The sequence below is a fragment of the Aliiglaciecola lipolytica genome (assembly GCF_018860635.1).
Taxonomy (GTDB): domain Bacteria; phylum Pseudomonadota; class Gammaproteobacteria; order Enterobacterales; family Alteromonadaceae; genus Aliiglaciecola; species Aliiglaciecola lipolytica_A.
The window spans coordinates 50,497-73,058 of the sequence record NZ_JAHKPT010000004.1 but is presented as its reverse complement, the minus strand read 5'-3'; the positions used below and the strand labels follow the sequence as shown (position 1 = coordinate 73,058).

Sequence of the window (22,562 nt, the reverse complement as noted above, 5' to 3'; positions counted from 1 at the left end):
GGTGCATCTGCTATAAAGTCAACGAACATCGTTTAAAATGATAGCAATTGGTTTTCAATGCGCTTCATAGAAATCGGCATCGGTGTACCAAGTTGCTGAGCAAAAAAGGAAATACGCAACTCTTCTATCATCCAGCGAACAAATGCTAAGTCAGCAGGCACGGGTTTACCGTCTGGTATTTTGCTCAATGCGGCATTAAATCGAGATTGCACTTTTTCGATATTAAGCTGGTGCAACCGGTCTTTGTTAGGATCTATCGGTAATTTTTCCAAACGCCTAACAATACCTTTGATATAGCGATTCCAATCGTCAATTTTCTCAATACCAAATTGCGTGATAAAACCAGGGAAAACCAAAGAATTCAAATGTTGTTTTATATCCCCATGGGCACTAATCATATTAAGCGCTACATTACCTTTTAATTTCTTTTGGACCTGATGAGCTTGGGTTAAACCGACTTCCACTTTTTTGGCAATATCCAAGACTACATCATTGATATCTTTTCTGACGTAATCTCGAGCTTGATTAAACACCTCGGGTGAACGGATTTGCACATTATTATCACTCTCAAAACGCGTTATCAGGTGATCTACTCCGGCCTCGATACAATCGTTAATTAGCGCTTGTATTTGCCCAAAAGGATTAAAGTACAAACCCAACTTAGCTTTATTTGGTAGTTTTTCTTTTAGATAACTTAGCGGCGATGGAATGTTCAACATGATTAAACGTCGAAGACCTTGTCGATGCATGTTTAATGCCTTTTCGGGGCTTTCGAACAACTTAATGGCGACACTCTTTTTATCATCCACTAATGCCGGATAGGCCTTTACTTCGTACCCCTGAGAGTTATCGATATATTCTTCTTCAAGCGCTGTAAAATCCCACTGAGTTAGTCCGCTTTTTTCAATTTCTGGAGAAGCCGCCTGTTTTAAGGTGCTACTTATCTTTTCTTGCAAACCATATTTGAGAACGTGTAAATCACGCCCCTGTTTAAGTAAATTTCCCTTGCCATCGACCACTTTGAAATTGAACTTTAAATGATTAGGCAACGACTGCCATTGCCATTCTTCTTCAGCAACATTCACCCCGGTCATTTTTAGTAGTTTTTTGCTTAACGCGGTCAAAAATGGCAATGGATGGCCTTTATTATCTTTTGACTGCATATCTAACATACAAGCATCGGCAAAATTAGGAGCAGGCACAAAATTACGCCTTAACCGTTTGGGGAGCGATTTAATTAATGTCACAATTAATTCATGGCGAAACCCAGGAATAAGCCAGTCGAAGCCATTTTCTTCAAGCTGATTTAAAATCGGTAATGGAATGATTAAGCTAACACCATCATCAATTTGATTGGGTTCAAAACAATAGGTTAATTTCAGATTTAAATTATTTTGCTGCCAACTATCAGGGAAGTTGAGCTCATTAACTTGTTCCGCTTGGTGTTTTTTTAGTTGCTCAGGATCGTACTTCAAACTTTCTTGAACACTAGACTCAGCTTTGTTCCACCATTTTTTGAAGCCGCTTTCGCTACACACATGCTTTGGAATAGTTTGTTCGTAAAATGCCACCAACTCTTGTTCATCGACTAATACGTCGCGACGGCGGGATTTTTCTTCGAGTAATTGTATGTCCTCGATTAACGATTGGTTATAGTGAATAAAGTTGTAAGACAACTTTGTATCCGCATTCACTAATGCTTCTCTAATAAAAATTTCACGACTGATATCAGGATCTATTTGACTAAAATTAACATGTCGATTGCTTACTATAGTCAAGCCAAACAGTAGCACTTTTTCCAGTGCTTGCACTGCCCCACGTTTTTTCGACCAGACAGGTTCACTATATTGATACTTGGTTAAATGTTTAGCTAGGGGCTCTATCCATTCGGGTTCAATTTTAGCGGCAACACGCCCAAATAATCGGGAGGTTTCCACCAGTTCAGCGACCATTGTCCATTTAGGTGGTTTTTTCGATAAGTTTGAGCCAGGGAAGATTAAAAACTTAGATCCCCTAGCCCCCTCAAATTCTCGTTCTTTATCTTTAAAACCAATATGAGATAAAAGCCCAGAGAGGATAGCTTTATGAACATCATCAAAATCAGCTTCTTGTTTATTTAACCTAAAACCAACTTCGACTATGGATTTTTTAAGTTGGCTGACGACATCTTGCCACTCACGCATTCTAAGATAATTAATAAAATGTGTGCGACACCACTTACGCAATTGATTCGCGGTTAACTCTTTTTGTTGTAATTTGAAGTCTTGCCATAAATTTAACAGAGCAACAAAATCAGACTGCTTATCTGCATACTTCTCATGTTGTTGATCCGCCGCTGCACGTTTATCTTGTGGTCGCTCTCTTGGGTCTTGAATACTCAAGCCTGCAGCAATGATGATTAACTCAGATACACAATTATTGTGACCTGCTTCGACTACCATTCTAGCGTAACGAGGGTCTACTGGTAACTTTGCAATTTGACGCCCAGTCTCGGTCAAACTCAATTTACCGTGACGCTTTTCAACCGCAGTGAGCTCTTCTAAGAGACGAAATCCATCGTTGATAAACCGATTATCTGGAGGCTGAACAAATGGAAAATCTTGTATATCTCCGAGCTTTAACGATAGCATTTGCAAAATGACGGATGCTAGATTGGTTCTAAGAATTTCCGGATCGGTGAACTCCGGACGCCCATTAAAATCGTCTTCTGAATATAAACGAATACAAATCCCTTCGGAGACTCGACCACACCGACCAGCACGTTGATTAGCAGAGGCTTGAGAAATGGCTTCAATTGGTAATCTTTGTACCTTGCTTCGGTAACTGTAGCGAGACAATCTTGCAAATCCGGGATCAATCACATATTTGATACCAGGCACAGTCAACGAGGTTTCAGCCACATTTGTCGCCAGCACTATTCGACGATTGCCATGAGATTGGAAAATGCGATTTTGTTCCGCCACCGATAGTCGAGCATAAAGAGGCAGTATTTCTGTGGCTTTGTAATTCTGTTTACTCAGGGCGTCAGCCGTGTCTCGAATTTCTCGCTCACCACTTAGAAAAACCAGGATATCCCCTCGCTTTTCGCGACTTAATTCATCAACGGCTTGGATAATTCCTTGAATTTGATCACTGTCTTCATCATTGTCTTGAAGTGGGTTATAACGTATTTCAACTGGGTAACTACGTCCGCTAACTTGGATAATAGGGGCATTGTTAAAGTGTTTTGAGAAACGCTCAGGGTCGATAGTGGCTGAAGTTATGATTAATTTGAGTTCAGGGCGTTTGGGTAATAATTGTTTCAAATACCCCAAAATAAAATCTATGTTTAGACTGCGCTCATGAGCTTCATCAATGATTAATGTATCGTATTTACTTAAAAACCTATCCGCTTGCATTTCAGCAAGTAAAATACCATCCGTCATTAACTTGATGTAAGTATCATCACCAACCTGATCAGAAAAACGTACTTTAAATCCAACTTTTTCACCGACAGTCGTCCCCAACTCCTCGGCGATACGTCCGGCAACAGTTCTGGCAGCTAAGCGCCTTGGTTGAGTATGACCAATAAGGCCATCTACTCCGCGACCGAGTTGTAGACAAATCTTAGGTATCTGGGTGGTTTTCCCCGACCCTGTTTCGCCAGCAATAATAACAACTTGATGATTAGCAATAGCATCACTAATCGCATCTTTATGTTCGCTCACCGGCAAATCTGGATACTCTATATCCGGAATATTCTGCAATTTGAACTGGCGAACGCGTTTGGACTCCTCAATGGCAGTAGCAATTGCTTGCCACTGAGAGTCATTACTTTTGCCTGAAACTAAACGATTCAATCGTTTTTGAAGTCGAAAAATATCACTACCAAGGCAATCTTGTAACTGCTTTTGCAGCTCCTCGCGATTTGGAACGGCTGTATTTTGATTATTGGACAATATATTCTCAAAAAATTCGATGCTTTAAAACGCAACGGATCCTAGAAGAAACGCCAACAAATTTCCAGCAAAGTGAGCTATAAAACGGTTTTAAGCTCGTTTATATCCATCTCGCAGTTGCACATCGATAGCATAAAGGACATCAGCACGACTTATGGTGCCGATAAAATAACCATCATCGTCAACCACAGGATACAATTTAGTGCCTTCATTCAAAAAGCGTTGCGCCACTTCAATAATCGAATCATAGGATTTCACCGCCAAAACATCGGTTTTCATAATGTCTTTTACACGGGCTACTTGTTCTCGGTAATAACTCGAGGTAATCATACGAGCAATACAGTCTTTTTCCGACAAGAATCCGACTACTTTGTTGCGAGGATTGAGCACTGCCCCACCAGATTGCTTGCCTGTTAAAAGGCGTTCAACCGCCTCAGCGACAGGCATTTCATCGGTGAATGTAACAGGCCGCCGATTCATATAATGATTTACTTTTAATGATTCCACCCTTTCTCCTTAGCTTCGAAAGTGTTTTGTTTAGTTATCAATTTAATGATTAAACCGATCGCCTAATATAAAGATAGTCATAACCAATTAAAAAACATAACTTTTTTAATAATATTTAAATCTTTTTATAGTGAAAAACGAAGTAACTGCATTCTGCATAGCAGAACCTATTGGTTTCTGTATAATTCTTATTTTTCATATCTCGAAATCGACTCAAATAAAAACAGGTTGAAAATACGCCTTGTTTTAACAGTAGTTTCGAGTGAATCAATATTAGAGAGTGAGTACCTTGAACCCATCAATCCTTTGGCACGATTACGAAACATGGGGGGTCAACCCGCAAAAAGACTTTCCTTGTCAGTTTGCTGGGATAAGAACAGACCTTGAGCTAAATATTATCGATAAGCCGGTGAAATGGTACAGTCAAATACCCAATGATTATTTGCCTAATCCTCATGCAGCTTTAGTCACAGGTATTACTCCGCAATTAACCTTAAGAGACGGTTTGGTTGAAGCTGAATTTATCAAAAAAATTCTTCAACAGATGGCCACTCCAGGAACCTGCAGTGCTGGTTATAATAGTATTCGATTTGATGATGAAGTCACACGTTACACCCTGTATCGAAACTTATATGACCCTTACGCGCGAGAATGGCAAAATGGCAATAGCAGATGGGATATCATTGATTTAGTGCGAGCTTGTTATGCGCTAAGACCAGAGGGGATAAATTGGGTATATAAAGAAGATGGCACACCAAGCTTTAAATTGGAAGACCTTACCCAGGCGAATGATATTGCTCACGCAGATGCCCATGATGCCCTATCAGACGTATATGCAACTATTGCCATTGCCAAACTAATTAAACAGGCCCAACCTAAGCTTTATGACTACATTTTCAGTCTGCGCAATAAACGCAAGGTGGCTGAGCATATCAACATTGATGCACAAGTTCCCTTAGTGCATATTTCATCAAAATTACCGGCCCAAAATGGATGCTGTACCTGGGTACTGCCAATTGCTTACCATCCAACAAATAAGAATGCGATTATATGTTTGAATCTTGGGTTAGATCCCAGCCCCCTCTATGATTTAGATATTGAAGAAATAAAAGCTCGATTATACCAACGAACTGCAGATATGCAGGAAGGTCAGCAAAGACTTCCGATAAAGCTTATTCACTTGAATAAGTGTCCCATTATCGCACCAGCTAAAACCCTTACCGAAGAAAATGCAGAGCGCTTGGGCATTGATCGCAATCTGTGTTTGCAAAATTTAGCTAAGTTGAAAAATGAACCCAGTTTATCAACAAAACTTACTGCGGTATTTGATGAAGAACGTCAATCTGATCCAACGATTGATCCGGACTACGCACTCTATACTGGTGGTTTTTTAAGTGATTCGGACCGACAAAAACTCGATCAAATTCATCAAATCGACCCAAGCAATCTAGGTCCAAAAGATTGGCAGTTTAGCGATCCAAGACTTAACACCCTAGTATTCCGTTACAGGGCCAGAAATTATCCTTTAAGCTTAAATGAAGAAGAAGTCATTAAGTGGCAGCGACATAGACAGTACCGCCTGACAGATCCAGACTCGCCGGCGAGTATACAGCTTCCCGAATACCTTGATTTATTAGAGCAACTCACTTTTGAGTATCAGAATAATCCTGAAAAAAGAGCGATAATTAGAGCACTACACCATTACGCTGAAAGTCTGTAGTTATGAAAAACAGAAAACATTTTTTAGCGCCAAATATAAATTTGGCTAATGCGCAGAAAAATCAAAGTAAGCTGACGAACCTAATGGTATATTTTGTCTATAATTAATATATTCATAAATATAGTCGATACAGCAGTAACAAATAGATCGGATTAATTTCAGGTGGTAGTAATGAAAGGCATTAATTTTAGGCTTGATGACAGTGGAACGTTTTTAAGCTTACTCATAAATCCAAGCGAAGTTGCGCCCAATATAGACGTGAAATCCCTTATTAATAGTTTTAATAACAGCAACTATTCAGCTTTGTATTTATCTGATGAAAATGTCATTAATGCCAATGATTTATTGACCAAAGCGCGAAAAGAAGGCAGCTATGAGGTTATTAGCGAAGTTATTGCGGAGAAAAAAGATGCGACAGTAAAGTTTCGCATTGAAGACAATGACATGGTGGCTTTTATCTCTGTCACTGCCGCATATGGAGGTCATTCCCCTACGGCTAGTGAATTAGTCAAAATAGCAAATGATAAAGGGGTTGTAAGAGGCCTAAGTGATAAAACCATCAATGAAATTGCAACAAAAGCAAAAGCGGCAAAACCGGGTTCAATCATTGAAGACTTAGTAGCAAAAGGCCTGCCGGTGAAAAATGGCAAAGATTCTAAATTGAACCCATTGGTCCCTAATGCACTAGAAAGAATTCTTAAACCACAGTCAAGTGGCTCTACTCGCGTAGACATGCGTAATTTAGGTGATGTCATTTGTGTCAAAGCCAATACAGAAGTGTTACGACGAATCGCTCCTACTAAAGGCCGCAGTGGATTTACCGTTAAAGGCGGAATAATTGCCCCTAAACCTGGCAATTGGATTAAATTCAAACCAGGTGAAGGTATCAAGAGTAGCGATCAGGATGAAAATTTATATCTAGCTGCTATAACCGGCATGCCAAAGTTTCAAAACGGCAAAATGTGGGTTGATGATACCTTCATTTGTAAAGGTGTAAATGTAGGCACAGGTAATATTAAATACGATGGTGCGGTGCTGGTAAATGGCGATGTTACTGAAAAGATGGAAATTACCGCCAGCGGTGATGTCACGATCAATGGCTTTGTTGAATCAGCAACCATCAAAGCAGGTGGCGATATCATCATAACGGAAGGAGCCATGGGCAAAGTCAATGAACATAGCACCGAATTTAGTACTAAGTTAATAGCCGAGGGCAGCGTCCATGTGCAACATGGTCAAGGTCTTAATGTGCAGTGTAGTGGAAATGTCACCATTGGTCGTCAATTGGCTTACAGTAAAATCAATTGCGGTGGTAGTGTCACTGTTGGTCCTATTGATAAACCAAATGGGAACTTATTCGCCTGTGATATTCAGTGCAAAGGTGCAATAACCGCAGGCACTCTTGGCGCTGTATCTGGAAGCCACCTGAATATTGATTTCAGCCACGGCTTTAATACTCTGCTGGAAAGAAAAGACACTGTTGATGAGCTTTTATTGCAACTGCGCGATAATAACCTTCGCCACAGGGGTAAATTCGAGTTAATGCGCGGCAAAAAAATCCATCCAGAATTACAACGTAAGTTTAAAGAAGCCGAGGAAATGTTCAAAAACGAGTCTCAATTATTGGAATGGTTAGAGGCTAAGTGTGAAAAAATGAAATTGGCAAAAGAATCCTATCAGCAGGATATTAAACTCATTGCCAATAAACGTTTGTACGCTGGTGTAGTGGTTAAACTCAATAACCGCACTTGGCGTGCTGAACGAGAATATGCAAAAGCGAAGGTCCATTATGCGGGACATCAATGGAATTACGAACCTCTTGTGTAATTCACATAAAAAGATGATTTAGGACGTTACCTAAATCATCTTTTAGTACGATAAAAACAGTACAAAATTAAACCTAAATAAAAATCCTCTATTGATCTGCTTCCTATCTATCACCATGATATATTACTTAAACAATGCTAGCTTAATACGCGAAATTTCAACCTAAGTATCCAATCCCTAGCGACATTAAAAATATAAACGAGAAAATTATGCCAAATACGATTTACGACTTTCAAATGCCCATGAATAACGGTGAAATAAAAGAGCTTTCCGATTATAAGGGCAAAGTTCTATTGATAGTCAACACCGCAAGTAAATGTGGCTTCACTCCTCAATATGATGGATTACAATCACTTTACACAAAATACAAGTCACAAGGATTAGAAATTCTTGGATTTCCATGCGATCAATTTGGTCATCAAGAGCCTGGTTCAGACTCTGAAATAGAACAGTTTTGTAGTTTAAATTTTAATGTCGACTTTCCGTTATTTAAAAAGTCAGATGTTAATGGTAAAGACGCATCACCACTTTATGAATTCCTCAAAGCTGAAGCTCCTGGGGTGTTAGGAAGTAAAAGTGTCAAATGGAATTTTACAAAATTTTTGGTCAATAAAGAAGGCAAAGTACTGGCAAGATACGCTCCCAAAACAAAACCCGAAGCGATTCAAAAAGACATCGAAGCATTATTGTAAATCGCTTTTTGTCATCCCAAAATCACAACTTGCGCACAAGGGACTAGCAGAATGAAAACACTTTTTTTCAGTAGTAAATCGCATGATATTAGTTACTTTAACAAACAAAACACGCTGTATAATTTCACCTTAGACTTTCAAGAAGCGAGGTTATCCATTGATACCGTTGCTTTATGTCAGGGATACGAAGCAATATGTGTTTTTGTGAATGACCAAGTTGATAGTCAAGTTATTGAACAGCTAAAAGAAATGGGTATAAAACACATTGCATTGCGCTGTGCTGGTTTCAATAATGTTGATCTACAAAAGGCAAAACAACTTGGAATAAGGGTATCTCGCGTTCCTGCCTATTCTCCTGAAGCTGTGGCTGAACATACTGTTGCGTTAATGATGACGTTAAATAGAAAATTGCATAAAGCCTACAACCGCGTTCGCGAGAACAACTTTAGTCTTAACGGATTAATTGGCTTCAACTTTCATGGCAAAACTGCAGGTATTGTGGGTTACGGAAAAATAGGAAAATGTACTGCGAACATACTTTTGGGACTGGGCTGCAAAGTAATCTGTTATGACCCCATGACGCAAACAAGCGACCAAAAGGACATCACTTTTGTTTCCCTCGACACCCTGCTGTGCGACTCAGATATCATAAGTCTGCATTGCCCGCTAACAAATGAAAGCCAACACATGATAAACGATGATTCAATTAGCAAAATGAAAGATGGTGTTATGCTAATTAATACTTCTCGTGGCGGTTTGGTAGATAGTAAAGCTGTGATCAGGGCTCTAAAGTCGCGAAAAATTGGTCAATTAGGCTTAGATGTATACGAAATGGAATCAGACCTCTTTTTTGAAGATAAATCTTGGGAAATAATGCAAGACGACGTATTTGATAGATTAGTAGGGTTTCCCAATGTTCTAATTACTGGCCATCAAGGTTTTTTCACCGACGAGGCATTACAACAAATTGCGCAAACTACCCTTAACAATATTGCGCTAATGGATAAACAACAATCAGATCCCCACACATTCTTAGTCTAAATCCGATTCATTGAGCATGGATGCTTAACATATGTGGTTTTGTTAAAGCCAACTTTAACAACGAACAATAAGGTGGAAATATTTACCTAACCATTTGTAGGGTTCGGTATGGCCATATTTTATTTCCGCTGCTTTTATATTTTCATATTCGTCTTGCTGTTTCGTTGTATCTTTCAAATAATCATGAAAACACCGAATCCCTGCACTGCTTATAATCTCTACTGGCAAGTTTTGTAAGTGACTTATGACCTTTTTTGGTTCTAACGCATTGTTAGGATTCAATCTCACTGTGTTTTTATTTTTCATGTCAGCAGCAACATAATCAAAATTACCATAAAGGAGATTACCGAAGCGGTGCGCATCTTTATTAAAAAAGCTTAACGACAAAATGCCACCTGGCTTGACTTGAGACACCAATGCGGAAATAGCTTCAAACGGTGAATTCAACCACTCTAAAACAGCGTGGCAAATCACCAAGTCATAGGTTTTGTTAGGTGGTAAGTCATTTAGAGAACCACAAACAAAAGTCACATCATCAAATTCAGCCAAGTTTTCCTTTGCCATTTCAACTGCTTCAGCCGACAAGTCATTAAACGTAAGGGTATGCCCCAACTCTAGCATTACCTTACTCATAATCCCTGTGCCACCACCAACATCGATTATATCGAGCGGTTTATTTGCAAGCTTGATATAATCGTGCAGGTTATTAACTAACAATTCATGGCGCAGTTTACCTTTACTCGAACCATAAATATTGTTGGCAAATTTATCCATCAACGAATCAAAGCTTTGATCTGAATTTTTACTCATAGGATTATAATATTGGGGTGAACAAGTTGCGTTCACTTCTAGTGACTTCATTGGAGATCATTTTACGTGGATTTGTTCTTAATTAAAAAGTTTATCGGTGTATTCTTAATGCCACTTCCGATTATTCTATTGCTTTTGTTAATCGCTATTTTCTATATCTGGCGGAAAAAATACGCTAAAGCCAATGTGTTTTTGAGTGCGGGAGTCATCGGTTTTATATTGGTTTCTTTTGCGCCATTGCCAAATACGCTATTGCATTCCTTAGAACGTCAATATCCACAATACGATCTTGCTAATAAGGTCGAATATATCGTCGTACTCGGCTGTGGCCATGTCAATGATAGAGCTGTCCCTATTACGTCTCAACTTTCTCCTTGTTCGCTAATAAGAGCTACAGAGGCGATTAGAATATTGCAATATAATCCACAGGCAAAAATAGTGACGTCGGGAAATGTAGGACGCCAAACATTCAGTAACGCCTATATGAACGCACAGTTTTTGATTGCAATGGGAGTCCCATCAAATCGCATTATCGAGGTTTCGTTATCCAAAGATACCGAAGAAGAAGCGGCAAATTTGCGCGCCACCCTGAATAATAAAGCATTTGCCTTAGTCACATCAGCCTCTCACATGAAACGGGCAGTTAATTTGTTTGAACAACAAGGTTTAAAACCTATTGCCGCGCCAACGGAACACCTGGTGCGTGATTCTGAGGATGGCGACAGCGGATACTTGCTACCAAACGCCCAAAACGTATACAAGTTTGAGCGCTGGTGGTATGAATGGATGGGAAATACTTGGGTCAAAGTAAAAAGTTGGTTCTAACCTGTTGGTGACTATACCGGATTATCAATATCCACAAAAGTCACGTCTAAATCAAAGGATTTGGCCAAATACTCGCCTAAGGCTTTGGCTCCATAACGTTCCGTTGCGTGGTGGCCGGCGGCGATAAAATGGATCTCCATCTCCCTGGCGACATGCACCGTTTGTTCAGATATTTCGCCACTGATAAACGCATCTATGCCCTGCTCTGCTGCCATTTCAATATAACTTTGGCCGCCGCCTGTGCACCAACCAATTGATTTTATACTGTGCTCACCAGCACTAATGATTTGTGGTGTACGTTGTAATGACTGCTCAACAGTTTTAGCCAATTGCTGCAAGGTTAATGGTGTTTCGAATTGCCCATGCATGGCGACGCTTTGCGGATTTTGTTGTTCCAAACCTCCGATGACTTCTATATTTAACCTTTTTGCTAATTGCGCGTTATTACCTAATTCTGGGTGAATATCCAGCGGTAAATGATAACCGTAAAGATTAATATCGTGATTAATAAGCTGCTTAATTCTTTGACGTTTCATGCCAACAATACAGGGATTTTCACCACGCCAAAAATAGCCATGGTGAACAAAAATTGCATCTGCGTTCAACTCAACAGCGCGGTCAATTAGTGCCTGACAAGCAGTTACCCCAGTAACAATCTTGCTAATTTCAGACACGCCTTCTACTTGTAACCCATTAGGACAATAATCCTTAACTTTTTCTGGTTTTAGCAGCTGATTAAGGTGGCTTAACAACGTTTGATTATTGATGCTCATATTCACTCTTTACAATTTAATAGCATTTTATACACATAAATGTCGAAATTAGACATCTTTCTGAAAACACGGTATAAAAGCATTTCAACAATATCAATTTTTTTTTAGCAAAAAGGTGTAGACCCTACGATGAGCAAACTGGACAAAGAACAGGTTATCGAGAAATTTACCGAAGCATATAAATCCGCCCACGGCAAAGCGCCGACAATAGAAGCAAAAGGCGGTTGGTACAGTGTCGACGGCGGTAAAAATGTCCGTTTGTCAGCTCTCGAAGAAATGATTACTGAACTAGAATCAAGTGACTCTAAAGTTGAACCGGTTGAAAACAAAACTGCTAAACAACAAAAGCAACTTGCGGCAAAAGCAAAGGCAACCAAGAAAGCTAAATCAAAAAGCAGTTTCTCTGTTAAACAATATTGGCAAGATCAGATTATGGCGCAAAATCCTGGTTCAAAACTGCCACGTTAATTTGTACAATGCTAGGTGATAAACGATTTAGGCGGCTTATTAGCCGCTTTTTCATTTCTGTTTTTAAAAGGAAAAACACATGACTTTCAAACGCACTCAAAGTGCACTATTTGTTATTGCTGCCTTAGGTTTGGCTGCATGTGGGGATAAACAAGAAGCCTCCTCACAGTCTGAACCTCAAGCTTTAACTGAAAAAGATGCGCAGCAGTTTGTTGAAAAAGCGCAACAAGATCTTGCAGAAATGTTAGTACCTGCAGCCCAGGCTGAGTGGGCCTATCAAACATACATTAACCAAGATACTGCTGCGTTAAGTGCCTATTTTAACGAAAAAGTTACTTCCAAAGCGACCAGTTATGCCAAAGAGGCTGCAAAATTTAATTCTGTTGAAGTTGATGCAGATACACGACGTAAGCTTAATTTAATGTCTAATATCTTGGTGATGCCTGCCCCTGGAGATCCAGAGAAGTCTGCGCGTTTAGCCCAGATAGGGTCTGAGTTAGGAGGCATGTACGGCGCAGGTAAATATTGCCGTACTGAAGATGAATGTTTCAGTCTCCCTGAAATGTCTAACATTATGGCAACTGAGCGTGACCCTAAGCTACTTTTAGAAATGTGGGAAGGTTGGCGCCAAGTGTCTCCACCAATGAAAGCACTTTATGCGGAGCAAACTGAACTAGCGAACTTGGGTGCCCAAGAACTGGGTAAAAAAGATTTAAGCGAACAGTGGCGCGGCAGCTACGACATGGAAGCGGATGCATTTGGCCAAGAGCTTGACCGTTTATGGGGACAAGTAAAACCGTTCTATGAAGCACTTCATTGTCACGTTCGTGCAGAGTTAGGCGAGAAATATGGCGAAGACATTGTTCCTCAAAATGAACCAATTCCAGCACATTTATTAGGTAACATGTGGGGGCAATCTTGGGGCAATGTTTATGACATCGTCAAACCCGAGCAAAAAATGGACGTAATTGATATAACCAAAGCCTTGGAAGAGCACAATTACGATGAAATTAAGATGGTTAAACAAGCAGAGTCTTTTTTCTCATCGTTAGGCTTTGATCCCCTACCAGAAACCTTTTGGGAACGCTCTATGTTCAAACAGCCAACTGAAAGAGATGCAGTATGTCATGCTTCAGCTTGGAACTTAGATAACGTAGAAGATCTGCGTATTAAGATGTGTATTCAGAAGAATGGTGAAGATTTCTCAACAATACATCACGAGTTAGGCCATAACTACTATCAACGAGCCTATAATAAGCAACCAACGCTATACCAAGGGGCTGCCAATGACGGCTTTCATGAAGCAATTGGCGACACAGTTGCTTTATCCATTACCCCAAAATATCTAAAAGAAATCGGTTTAGTGGATACTATTCCAGATGCTTCGAATGATATAGGCATGTTACTTAAACTGGCCTTAGATAAAATAGCATTCGTACCTTTTGGGTTAATGGTTGATCAATGGCGCTGGAAAGTATTCTCAGGAGAAGTCACACCAGAACAATACAATACAGCTTGGTGGGAACTACGTGAAAAGTATCAAGGTTTGAAGGCACCAGTTGATCGCCCTGCCGATGCATTTGATCCAGGTGCTAAATACCATGTACCAGCCAATACTCCTTATACACGCTATTTCTTAGCTCATATATTACAGTTCCAATTCCACCGAAGCTTGTGTGAAATTGCCGGTGATAAAGGTCCTATTCATCGCTGTTCGATATACGGTAGCAAAGAAGCCGGAGCAGCTTTGAATAATATGTTGGAAATGGGTCAAAGCAAACCTTGGCAAGAAGCCTTGGAAACCCTAACCGGCAAACCTGAAATGGATGCCACCGCCATTCTTGATTACTTTGAGCCTCTTAAAGCTTGGTTAGATGAACAAAACCAAGGTCGACAATGTGGTTGGTAACAGTTAAAAATTAAGCATAAAAAAGAGCGACCTAGATCGCTCTTTTCATTTCCATCTCTGTACGATTATAATTTTAAGCAACGAGCTCTTATTTAAAAAGGGTCTGGCTTTTTGACCATAGCTTTACAAAAGCGGACTCAATCCCAGTAGATGCGGCTTTACCTAACTTTTCAGCTAGACCCTTTTTCTTACTGTACTTAACTGAATAAATATTTCGGCTCTCTAATTTACTCATTAAAAAGTCATCAGAGGTTTGAATAACATCAACCAAGCCTAGCTCTTTTGCACGACTACCATACCAGTATTCACCAGTAGCCACTTTATCAATGTCTAGCTCAGAGCGATGAGATGATACAAAGTCTTTAAACATCACATGCACTTCTTCAAGTTCTTGCTTAAACTTGTCTCTTCCCTGATCAGTGTTTTCGCCAAACAACGTCAATGTGCGCTTAAAATCCCCTGCGGTATGTTGTTCAAACTCAATATCGTTTTTCTTTAAAATCTTATTAAAGTTCGGTAACTGAGCAATCACACCAATTGAACCTATGATCGCAAATTTAGCACTTAATACGTTATCCGCCACACAGGCCATCATATAACCACCACTTGCCGCCACTTTGTCGACCGCAGCGGTGAGATGAATATTTTTATCTTTTAGACGCTGTAATTGAGATGCTGCCAATCCATAACCATGCACAACTCCACCACCACTTTCCAAACGCACCAACACTTCATCCTTTGGCTGAGCAGCGCATAAAATAGCCGTAATTTCTTCGCGTAAACTATCCACTTCGTGGGCATCCATTGAGCCTTTAAAATCCACTACAAATAAATTCGGCTTTTGGTCAGATTCATCTTTCTTTTTAGCGACTTTATCCGCTTTTTTCTGTTCTTTTTGCTTTTTCTTAAGTTGTTCTTTACTTAAAAGGAGATGTTGAGCATGTTCCTTTAACTCTTCAAACTGCTCAGAAACAGATTTAATTTCTAACTGTCCATTGCCCTGTTTTTGCTTTGAAGCAAGGGCAACGATACCGCCTACTGTCAGTAAAATTGCGACCACAATGGTGACTGCTTTGGCCACAAATAAGCCATATTGAAATAAAAACTCCAAGCGTTACTCCTTTATCTTGATACAAGTATCAACTGAATAATATTACTAATTTGGGGATCAGCTCAAAAGCCGATCACAAGGTAATCCATCTATGTGGGGACAAAATGTGAGATTAAAAGCGCTTTATTTTCACATTCAGACACAGACCACGTATTTACAATTATCAGAATATAGCTGAGTTCGCAATTTAAGATAAGAGCAGGCAAAAAAAAGCCAAGTCATAGACTTGGCTTTTCTAATCACTTTGGCTTAATTGGCAACCACCGATGTGTCAGTGACAACAATAGTCCCGCCGGTTGCAAAAAACGCAGCGGCTTGTTTTTGCATTTCAGTTGTTACATCTGCACTAGGCGAAGGGCTCAATAAACTGGAGTGAACACCAGCAATAAAACGCACCAGTCCATTACCATCTGTGGTAGTTGAAACTCCGCTCAAGCCAGCGAATTTTGCCAATGGCTCAGTTCCCGCAAAGGTCGGTGAATTTACCGTTGAATTAGGAATGACCTGATCTGGCAATGCAGTTGAACCATCATCATTAGTCCCGCCACCAATCACTTCTTGGAACATAAAGTTACTATTAGAAGCAAGTAATGCCGCAAAGTTATTAGGATCAGATGCATCCGTTATCGTTTGTGCTGCAAACACAAAACTCGCAAATGTAGCATTAATCTCAGCTAAACCAGCCTCATCAAGTTGCGCTTCATAAGCAATAAAGGCAGGAATGATAGCTTGCTCTGCTGGTATTTGATTTTCCGTTGCATATTCAACTAAATACCCTTGGAATTCAGCGGATGATGAAGCTAATAAAGAACCTTTAATTAGATTGCTAAAGCTAGGCGACTCGATTAAGAAACCACCAGTGCCACCTCCAGGTACATTGAATACCGCTGTTTCAAATGCATACATAGAATCAAACGCAGCAAGAGGACTGGTTTCCCCGAATGATTTATTTGACGAGGCTACGGATGTAATACCCGTTATAGAACCTAAGCTCTGTCCAATATATGAGACTTTACTGCTATCTAAATCAACGCTACCACCAGTTAAATCTACAACAGCGTTAAGTCCTAAACGCAATCCCATAGCATCTACAATACTCTGACGGTTGTTATCACGTGTGGTTAATAGCGACGCAAGGTTCAAATAATCTGTGGTTGAACCACCAAAACCGGTGGAGGTATTCACAATTTGTCCGTCAATAGTAAATCCACGACTACCATGTAATGGATGATCTATTGCTACTGTTGCGAAACCAGCTAGTGACAAAGCGCCAGTGATAGCTAAGAAGTCTTCTTTCTTAGAAGTGATACCATGCTGTAATATAACAACAGGCCAACCAGATTCCGGCTTACTAATAGCAGTTACACCAGAGTTAGGTAACGCAGCTAACACAGCAATCACATTGGCATCTGGTACAGTAATCTGCACATCAAGAGTTTCAGTTCCATCGTCGTTAGACCCCTGCCTTGCAGGAATAGGACTGTAACGTGTTACGTGTCTTAAATCGTTCATACCTAAATTACTTAGGTCTAAATCTAATAACTGTCCGCCAGACGCAGCCTGACAAAGATCATTATTAGGACCGGTGCTAATAGTACCATTGGCTAAAAGCGTGGCAATTTGCTCACTGCCCAAGGTTTGTAGCGCAAGACCATTGGTACAAGCAGCTTCCCATCGACCATTTAAAGGATCAGCCGGATCACTGTAATAAGGAAGGTCAATACTTCCTGTTTTCATGGATGCGGCACAAAACGCCCCTACCTGCGGAAAAACGGCAGCAGCTGTGGAGAATAACGGAGATGAAGGATCAGAAATAGCGGAAATCATACCATCACAAGTATTTAATCCTACAGCAGTTAATCCCGCCAATTGATCTTCGCCCAAAATACTCGGCGCTAACATATCAAATGCCGTGGACACAGATGCTTCTGTTACTGGAATGACTGGCAAATATGCAGCGGCTTCGGCAGGTGAAAGACCCGCTTGCAGAGCTTGTGCGAAAGGTGCAATTTGCAGTTGTTTAACGGTATCAATAATTTGCGTAGTAGATTGAGTAGTAAAAGTATAGCTGAATATTATCTCGTCTTGACTCAGGCCAGCTTGACTGGTTAACACGGCTTCATAAGAGTTTATAATCCCTTGTAAGCTACGTTGTGAATCTGTTGCTAAAGGTAGCGTTGTCAGATCCTGACGAACCAATTCATAGGTGGTTGAAGGTTTCAACGCCTGTCCACCAGCAGTTAATTTATTTGTTGCCACCACATAGTAAGAAGTTGATTCTTTCAACGGTTTAAGTGGAATAATTGCAACGTCGTTACCACTTGCTTGAGTAATAAAGTCAACACCAAAGGTTAATTCATCGCCCACTTTACAACCGGTTATTGGTGGTGCAGTGGTGCAGTCGGGGTCATTCAAATCACCACCAATTGCGCCTTCAAATATACGCACAGCTCCGGCACTAGCGGCTGAGCTAGCATCTAAACTAACACCTGTAGGGTGTGAAGTAGAAAAAGTAAACGGATGTTGAGTAGACCAACCATCTAACGCGCCTAATGCAGCGGAAGGGTTTCCAAAATCAGGGGTAGCACCATTTGCCTGACCTGCTATCTCATCAGGCATTTCCAATGTGCCATCGTCAGTGATTTCCACTAAAGCGAAAAATAAGTCACTTGGAACATTCAATACACTATTGGCGGGGTCAAACATAATACGTGAAGCGGGAACTGTTTTAGTTGTATCCTGTTGGATTTCTTTTAGTTCGTCGCCACCACCGCAACCAGCGAGCACAAACACTGCAGCGATACTTGTGCTGATTAACAGTTTTTTCATTATTTCTCCCAAATACAGTTATTTCATTGATACACTTATAAAATGTGGTTTTTTTAGTCAATCTTCGTTCAAAGCTTGAACTGTCCACTATCTAACAAGTATGACCAGTTGTCATTGCCCCCATAGTATTGGCTTTGTTAGTTTTTTGCAAATAGGTTTGTTAATATTTTGTTAGGTAACAATTACAGTGAACAAGTAGGTTATAATTTTTGAATAAAGGTCACCAAGCTAGAAACCTAGACAATATCGAAATCCCCCAGCCTTTCCCAATGCTATGCAGTTAACTCAAAAATGAATACCTCAAAAAGCCCTTAAATGTTAGAATTCGTTATCTTTGGTTTAACTCAATTTTTAAAATGCTCAATTATTCTGCACCATTAAATGCCTTACAAAATAAAACAATATTAATCACCGGCGCCGGCGCTGGTATCGGTAAAACAGCAGCAATAACGTTTGCCAAACATGGGGCAACTGTCATTCTGTTAGGTCGGACGGTAAAAAAACTGGAATCGGTTTACGATGAAATAGTCAATGCAGGATACCCAGAACCCGCCATAGTACCCTTAGATATGCAAGGTGCCACTAAAAAACACTACCAAGATATGGCCAATACCATTATTAGTCAGTTTGGAAAGCTTGATGGTGTATTGCAAAACGCCAGCGTGTTAGGGCATTTAGAACCTTTTAAACAGATTGAAGAAGATATTTTCAATCAAGTAATGCAAATTAATTTAAACAGTCAATTTTTGATGACACAAGCATTATTAGAAGTCCTTGAGCTCGCTCCTAAAGCTTCAGTTATTTTTACCAGTTCCAGTGTTGGTAGCCAAGGCAGAGCCTATTGGGGAAGCTATGCAATATCAAAATTTGCAACAGAAGGAATGATGCAAGTCTTAGCTGATGAATACGCAGGCTCAAGTTTACGCTTTAACTGCATTAATCCAGGGGCTACTCGTACTTCAATGCGTTCAAAAGCATTTCCAGGAGAGGATGCAAGTACACTTAAAGCGCCGGAAGATATTATGCCATTGTATTTATATTTGATGTCAGATGACAGTCAAGAAGAGAATGGAAAAACCTTTGTAGCCCAACCTAAATCGTAGCAAATTGAACTTATGCTTGGATGAAAATGAGTTTAAGCGAAGGTTCAAAAACAAAAGTGCGGCTAATGAAAGCCGCATTTTTACTACTGACGTTGAAACAAAATCAATCGCCGATTTTAGCCCAAGTATCACGTAAACCCACTGTACGGTTAAATACTAGATTAGATTCATTGCTGTCCTTGTCTTTGCAGAAATACCCCGTACGTTCAAATTGTACGGTTTGATTTATTTCAGCATCTAATAAGCTTGGCTCTACCCATCCATTTTTCACAATTAAAGAATCAGGGTTGATACAATCAACAAAGTTTTCTTCAGCTGCAGGATTAGGCACCGTGAACAAACGATCATAAAGTCGTATTTCAGCCGGTAAGGCTTTACTCGCACTTACCCAATGAATTACTCCTTTTACTTTGCGTCCATCAGCAGGGTCTTTACCTAATGTATCGGGATCATAACTACAATAAATCGTTGTGACCTCCCCTGCGTCATTCTTTTCAACTCGCTCAGCTTTAATCACATAGGCATTGCGCAAGCGCACTTCTTTACCCAATACTAAGCGTTTAAATTTCTTATTCGCTTCTTCACGGAAGTCATCGGCTTCGATTAGCACTTCTCGAGTAAACGGAATAGTGCGAGTTCCTTTACTTTCATCATTAGGATGATTAGCTGCGGTAAGTTCTTCAACCTGATCAGAAGGATAATTTTCAATCACGATCTTAACGGGAGCTAATACTGCCATAGCGCGATTGGCATTTTCATTAAGATCTTCACGTATACAGGCTTCAAGCATTCCCATTTCGACCATATTATCCATTTTGGTCACGCCAATACGCTTACAGAATTCACGCACTGAAGCAGGTGTAAACCCTCTTCGACGTAATCCAGCGATAGTAGGCATCCGCGGGTCATCCCAACCGTTAACAAAATCTTCTTCAACTAATTGAATCAGTTTACGCTTACTTAAAACCGTATATTCTAGGTTTAAGCGTGAAAATTCGTATTGACGTGGTTGTGATTGAATATCGATATTGTCAATAACCCAATCATACAAACGACGATTATCTTGAAACTCTAGCGTACATAGTGAATGGGTAATCCCTTCAATGGCATCAGATATACAATGGGTAAAATCGTACATTGGATAAACACACCACTTATCACCCGTTTGATGATGATGGGCAAATTTAACGCGATAAATAACCGGATCACGCATACACATGAATGCGGAAGTCATATCAATTTTAGCCCGCAAAACACAATGGCCTTCAGCATATTCTCCGGCTGTCATTTTGCCAAACTCAGCTAAGTTTTGCTCAATTGTAGTGTCACGATAAGGACTATTTTGTCCAGGCTGAGTTAGCGTACCACGCATTTCTCGCATCGCTTCTTGACTAGAAAAGTCTACATATGCCAAGCCTTTTTCTATCAATTGCGTGGCATAAGCATGCAACTGATCAAAATAGTTTGAAGAATAACGGGCATCGCCTTCCCAATGAAACCCCAACCATTGAACATCGTTCTTGATTGAATTGACATAGTCGATATCTTCTTTATCTGGATTGGTATCATCAAACCTGAGGTTACAGGTGCCTTGATAATCTTGTGCAATGCCAAAATTCAGACATATCGATTTCGCGTGGCCTATATGCAGATAACCATTAGGCTCAGGCGGAAAACGAGTATGTATTTGTTGGTGCAACCCTGCTTGCAAATCTTTATCAATAATTTGACGTATAAAGTTGGTCGGACGAATGTCTGTCTCGGCCATTAATAGTTCCCCTGTAACACATGTATTAGACACGAAAAAAGAAGGCATTATAGCACTTTGATACAAAGGCAAAATCTTTTTAATCAAATAATTTATAAAGCATTCACCTGAAAGCTGGTGTATAAAAGTAACGAATATAAGGTTTTCCATTTACCAGCATCGCTAAAGAATAATAAAATGTTACCACTATGAAAGTAAAAGCGACCTCTTTTGATATTGCCCACCTCGCCGGCGTGTCACAATCTACTGTTTCCAGAGCCCTTCGGGATAGCCCTCTGGTTAACCAACAAACTCGAGATAAAATCAAAGCGATAGCCACTGAGCTAAATTACAAGGTGGATAAAAATGCGAGTAATTTACGCCAACAACAAAGTAGAACCCTAGCCTTATTATTGTTTGAAGATCTGACCACCGATGACTCTCTAATTAATCCGTTCTTTTTATCGATGATAGGCAGTATTACCAAAGCAAGTTCAAATGCAGGTTATGATCTGCTCATATCTTTTCAGAATATGAGTGATGACTGGCACGCCGAATTCGAAGACACGAATAAAGCCGATGGTATCATTTTACTGGGGTACGGCGATTTTGTTGATTATCGAGATAAGTTAACTCAGCTGGAAGAACAACAAACCCATTTCGTCAGATGGGGAGCCGAAGATAAAGCTCACCCTGGACTTTCCATTGGCTGTGACAACTACCAAGGCGGATTTGATGTGACACAACACTTGATTAAGTCTGGACGTAAAACCTTTGGTTTTGTTGGTGGCGCAGATAACCATGCCCCTGAATTTCAGGCCCGTTACTTAGGTCATTGCCAAGCGTTAAAAGATGCCCAGCTAAAAGTAGATAAAAACTACCAAGTTGAAGCATTTTCTACTGAAAACTCTGGGTATGATGCCGCCAAACAACTTTTGACCGCTAGTCCAGAAATAGATGCAATCTGTTGTGCCAGTGATTTAATTGCGATTGGCGTAATGCAAGCCTGTAAAGATTTAGGTAGACACATCCCCAATGATATTGCGGTCGTAGGCTATGATAATATTCCGGTATCACGATTCACTCACCCTGCATTAACTACCGTTTCGCAAAACACGATTCGTGCAGGTGAATTATTAGTCGCCAGTCTATTGTCGCTTATAAACGGCGAAGAACCTAAGACACAATCCATGCAAGTAGAAGTGATTCAGCGTGAATCATGTGGATGTAAGAAGTAGATATAACGGCTTTAACTTGTTGCA

At 40.2% G+C, this 22,562-nt stretch carries 16 protein-coding genes; 9 read left to right on the top strand and 7 right to left on the bottom strand.

What is annotated here, in order from left to right:
• Positions 1 to 32: 32 nt before the first annotated feature.
• Positions 33 to 3,938 carry an ATP-dependent RNA helicase HrpA gene (gene hrpA, locus KO530_RS00600; protein ID WP_216046451.1) on the bottom strand — a complete coding sequence of 1,302 codons (3,906 nt, stop codon included), beginning with the start codon at positions 3,936 to 3,938 and terminating at the stop codon, positions 33 to 35.
• Positions 3,939 to 4,028: 90 nt separating this feature from the next.
• Positions 4,029 to 4,445 carry a CBS domain-containing protein gene (locus KO530_RS00595; protein ID WP_216046450.1) on the bottom strand — a complete coding sequence of 139 codons (417 nt, stop codon included), beginning with the start codon at positions 4,443 to 4,445 and terminating at the stop codon, positions 4,029 to 4,031.
• Positions 4,446 to 4,734: 289 nt separating this feature from the next.
• On the opposite strand from KO530_RS00595, the gene sbcB reads away from it, so the two are divergent.
• The 4 genes from sbcB to KO530_RS00575 all read left to right on the top strand — a co-directional run bounded on the left by sbcB (position 4,735) and on the right by KO530_RS00575 (position 9,725).
• Complete coding sequence (sbcB, locus tag KO530_RS00590; protein WP_252728691.1) at positions 4,735 to 6,165, top strand: exodeoxyribonuclease I; 1,431 nt, start codon at positions 4,735 to 4,737, stop codon at positions 6,163 to 6,165.
• A 171-nt stretch (positions 6,166 to 6,336) separates the two neighbouring features.
• On the top strand, positions 6,337 to 7,992 hold the full coding sequence (locus tag KO530_RS00585) for a DUF342 domain-containing protein (RefSeq protein WP_216046448.1): 1,656 nt from the start codon (positions 6,337 to 6,339) through the stop codon (positions 7,990 to 7,992).
• 209 nt (positions 7,993 to 8,201) lie between these two features.
• Positions 8,202 to 8,684, top strand: coding sequence for a glutathione peroxidase (locus KO530_RS00580; RefSeq protein ID WP_216046447.1), 483 nt, complete (start codon positions 8,202 to 8,204; stop codon positions 8,682 to 8,684).
• 51 nt (positions 8,685 to 8,735) lie between these two features.
• Complete coding sequence (locus tag KO530_RS00575; protein ID WP_216046446.1) at positions 8,736 to 9,725, top strand: 2-hydroxyacid dehydrogenase; 990 nt, start codon at positions 8,736 to 8,738, stop codon at positions 9,723 to 9,725.
• Positions 9,726 to 9,779: 54 nt separating this feature from the next.
• Here the strand turns inward: KO530_RS00575 and KO530_RS00570 are convergent, their stop codons facing one another.
• Positions 9,780 to 10,586 carry a methyltransferase domain-containing protein gene (locus KO530_RS00570; RefSeq protein ID WP_252728689.1) on the bottom strand — a complete coding sequence of 269 codons (807 nt, stop codon included), beginning with the start codon at positions 10,584 to 10,586 and terminating at the stop codon, positions 9,780 to 9,782.
• Between the two features lie 15 nt (positions 10,587 to 10,601).
• On the opposite strand from KO530_RS00570, the gene elyC reads away from it, so the two are divergent.
• Entirely contained in the window at positions 10,602 to 11,360 is a 759-nt protein-coding gene (elyC, locus tag KO530_RS00565) for an envelope biogenesis factor ElyC (protein ID WP_216046445.1), read from the top strand.
• Between the two features lie 11 nt (positions 11,361 to 11,371).
• Here the strand turns inward: elyC and KO530_RS00560 are convergent, their stop codons facing one another.
• Positions 11,372 to 12,133: a Nif3-like dinuclear metal center hexameric protein gene (locus KO530_RS00560; protein ID WP_216046444.1), complete on the bottom strand. Its 762-nt coding sequence runs from the start codon at positions 12,131 to 12,133 to the stop codon at positions 11,372 to 11,374.
• 129 nt (positions 12,134 to 12,262) lie between these two features.
• Between KO530_RS00560 and KO530_RS00555 the strand changes: the two genes are divergently transcribed.
• The gene (locus KO530_RS00555) at positions 12,263 to 12,601 is read left to right on the top strand and encodes a hypothetical protein (protein ID WP_216046443.1); all 339 of its coding nucleotides are present in this window, start codon (positions 12,263 to 12,265) and stop codon (positions 12,599 to 12,601) included.
• A 79-nt stretch (positions 12,602 to 12,680) separates the two neighbouring features.
• Complete coding sequence (locus tag KO530_RS00550) at positions 12,681 to 14,510, top strand: M2 family metallopeptidase (RefSeq protein ID WP_216046442.1); 1,830 nt, start codon at positions 12,681 to 12,683, stop codon at positions 14,508 to 14,510.
• An 88-nt stretch (positions 14,511 to 14,598) separates the two neighbouring features.
• Here the strand turns inward: KO530_RS00550 and sohB are convergent, their stop codons facing one another.
• Together sohB and KO530_RS00540 are read right to left on the bottom strand one after the other, a co-directional pair.
• Entirely contained in the window at positions 14,599 to 15,621 is a 1,023-nt protein-coding gene (gene sohB / locus KO530_RS00545; RefSeq protein WP_216046441.1) for a protease SohB, read from the bottom strand.
• 249 nt (positions 15,622 to 15,870) lie between these two features.
• A complete protein-coding gene (locus tag KO530_RS00540; protein ID WP_216046440.1) occupies positions 15,871 to 18,450 on the bottom strand; it encodes a VolA/Pla-1 family phospholipase in 2,580 nt (859 codons plus the stop codon).
• Between the two features lie 356 nt (positions 18,451 to 18,806).
• Between KO530_RS00540 and KO530_RS00535 the strand changes: the two genes are divergently transcribed.
• Entirely contained in the window at positions 18,807 to 19,553 is a 747-nt protein-coding gene (locus KO530_RS00535; protein ID WP_216046439.1) for a YciK family oxidoreductase, read from the top strand.
• A 103-nt stretch (positions 19,554 to 19,656) separates the two neighbouring features.
• Here the strand turns inward: KO530_RS00535 and glnS are convergent, their stop codons facing one another.
• A complete protein-coding gene (gene glnS / locus KO530_RS00530) occupies positions 19,657 to 21,321 on the bottom strand; it encodes a glutamine--tRNA ligase (RefSeq protein WP_216046438.1) in 1,665 nt (554 codons plus the stop codon).
• 188 nt (positions 21,322 to 21,509) lie between these two features.
• On the opposite strand from glnS, the gene KO530_RS00525 reads away from it, so the two are divergent.
• On the top strand, positions 21,510 to 22,538 hold the full coding sequence (locus KO530_RS00525) for a LacI family DNA-binding transcriptional regulator (protein WP_216046437.1): 1,029 nt from the start codon (positions 21,510 to 21,512) through the stop codon (positions 22,536 to 22,538).
• The last annotated feature ends 24 nt before the right edge of the window (positions 22,539 to 22,562 follow it).

What these genes read in the sequence shown, in the direction of transcription:
- KO530_RS00550 (WP_216046442.1), top strand. Translation starts at nt 12,681, where the DNA reads ATGACTTTCAAACGCACTCAAAGTGCACTATTTGTTATTGCTGCCTTA.
- KO530_RS00585 (WP_216046448.1), top strand. Translation starts at nt 6,337, where the DNA reads ATGAAAGGCATTAATTTTAGGCTTGATGACAGTGGAACGTTTTTAAGC.
- glnS (WP_216046438.1), bottom strand. Translation starts at nt 21,321, where the DNA reads ATGGCCGAGACAGACATTCGTCCGACCAACTTTATACGTCAAATTATT.
- KO530_RS00555 (WP_216046443.1), top strand. Translation starts at nt 12,263, where the DNA reads ATGAGCAAACTGGACAAAGAACAGGTTATCGAGAAATTTACCGAAGCA.
- KO530_RS00580 (WP_216046447.1), top strand. Translation starts at nt 8,202, where the DNA reads ATGCCAAATACGATTTACGACTTTCAAATGCCCATGAATAACGGTGAA.
- KO530_RS00540 (WP_216046440.1), bottom strand. Translation starts at nt 18,450, where the DNA reads ATGAAAAAACTGTTAATCAGCACAAGTATCGCTGCAGTGTTTGTGCTC.
- KO530_RS00535 (WP_216046439.1), top strand. Translation starts at nt 18,807, where the DNA reads ATGCTCAATTATTCTGCACCATTAAATGCCTTACAAAATAAAACAATA.
- KO530_RS00560 (WP_216046444.1), bottom strand. Translation starts at nt 12,133, where the DNA reads ATGAGCATCAATAATCAAACGTTGTTAAGCCACCTTAATCAGCTGCTA.
- KO530_RS00575 (WP_216046446.1), top strand. Translation starts at nt 8,736, where the DNA reads ATGAAAACACTTTTTTTCAGTAGTAAATCGCATGATATTAGTTACTTT.
- KO530_RS00525 (WP_216046437.1), top strand. Translation starts at nt 21,510, where the DNA reads ATGAAAGTAAAAGCGACCTCTTTTGATATTGCCCACCTCGCCGGCGTG.
- KO530_RS00570 (WP_252728689.1), bottom strand. Translation starts at nt 10,586, where the DNA reads ATGAAGTCACTAGAAGTGAACGCAACTTGTTCACCCCAATATTATAAT.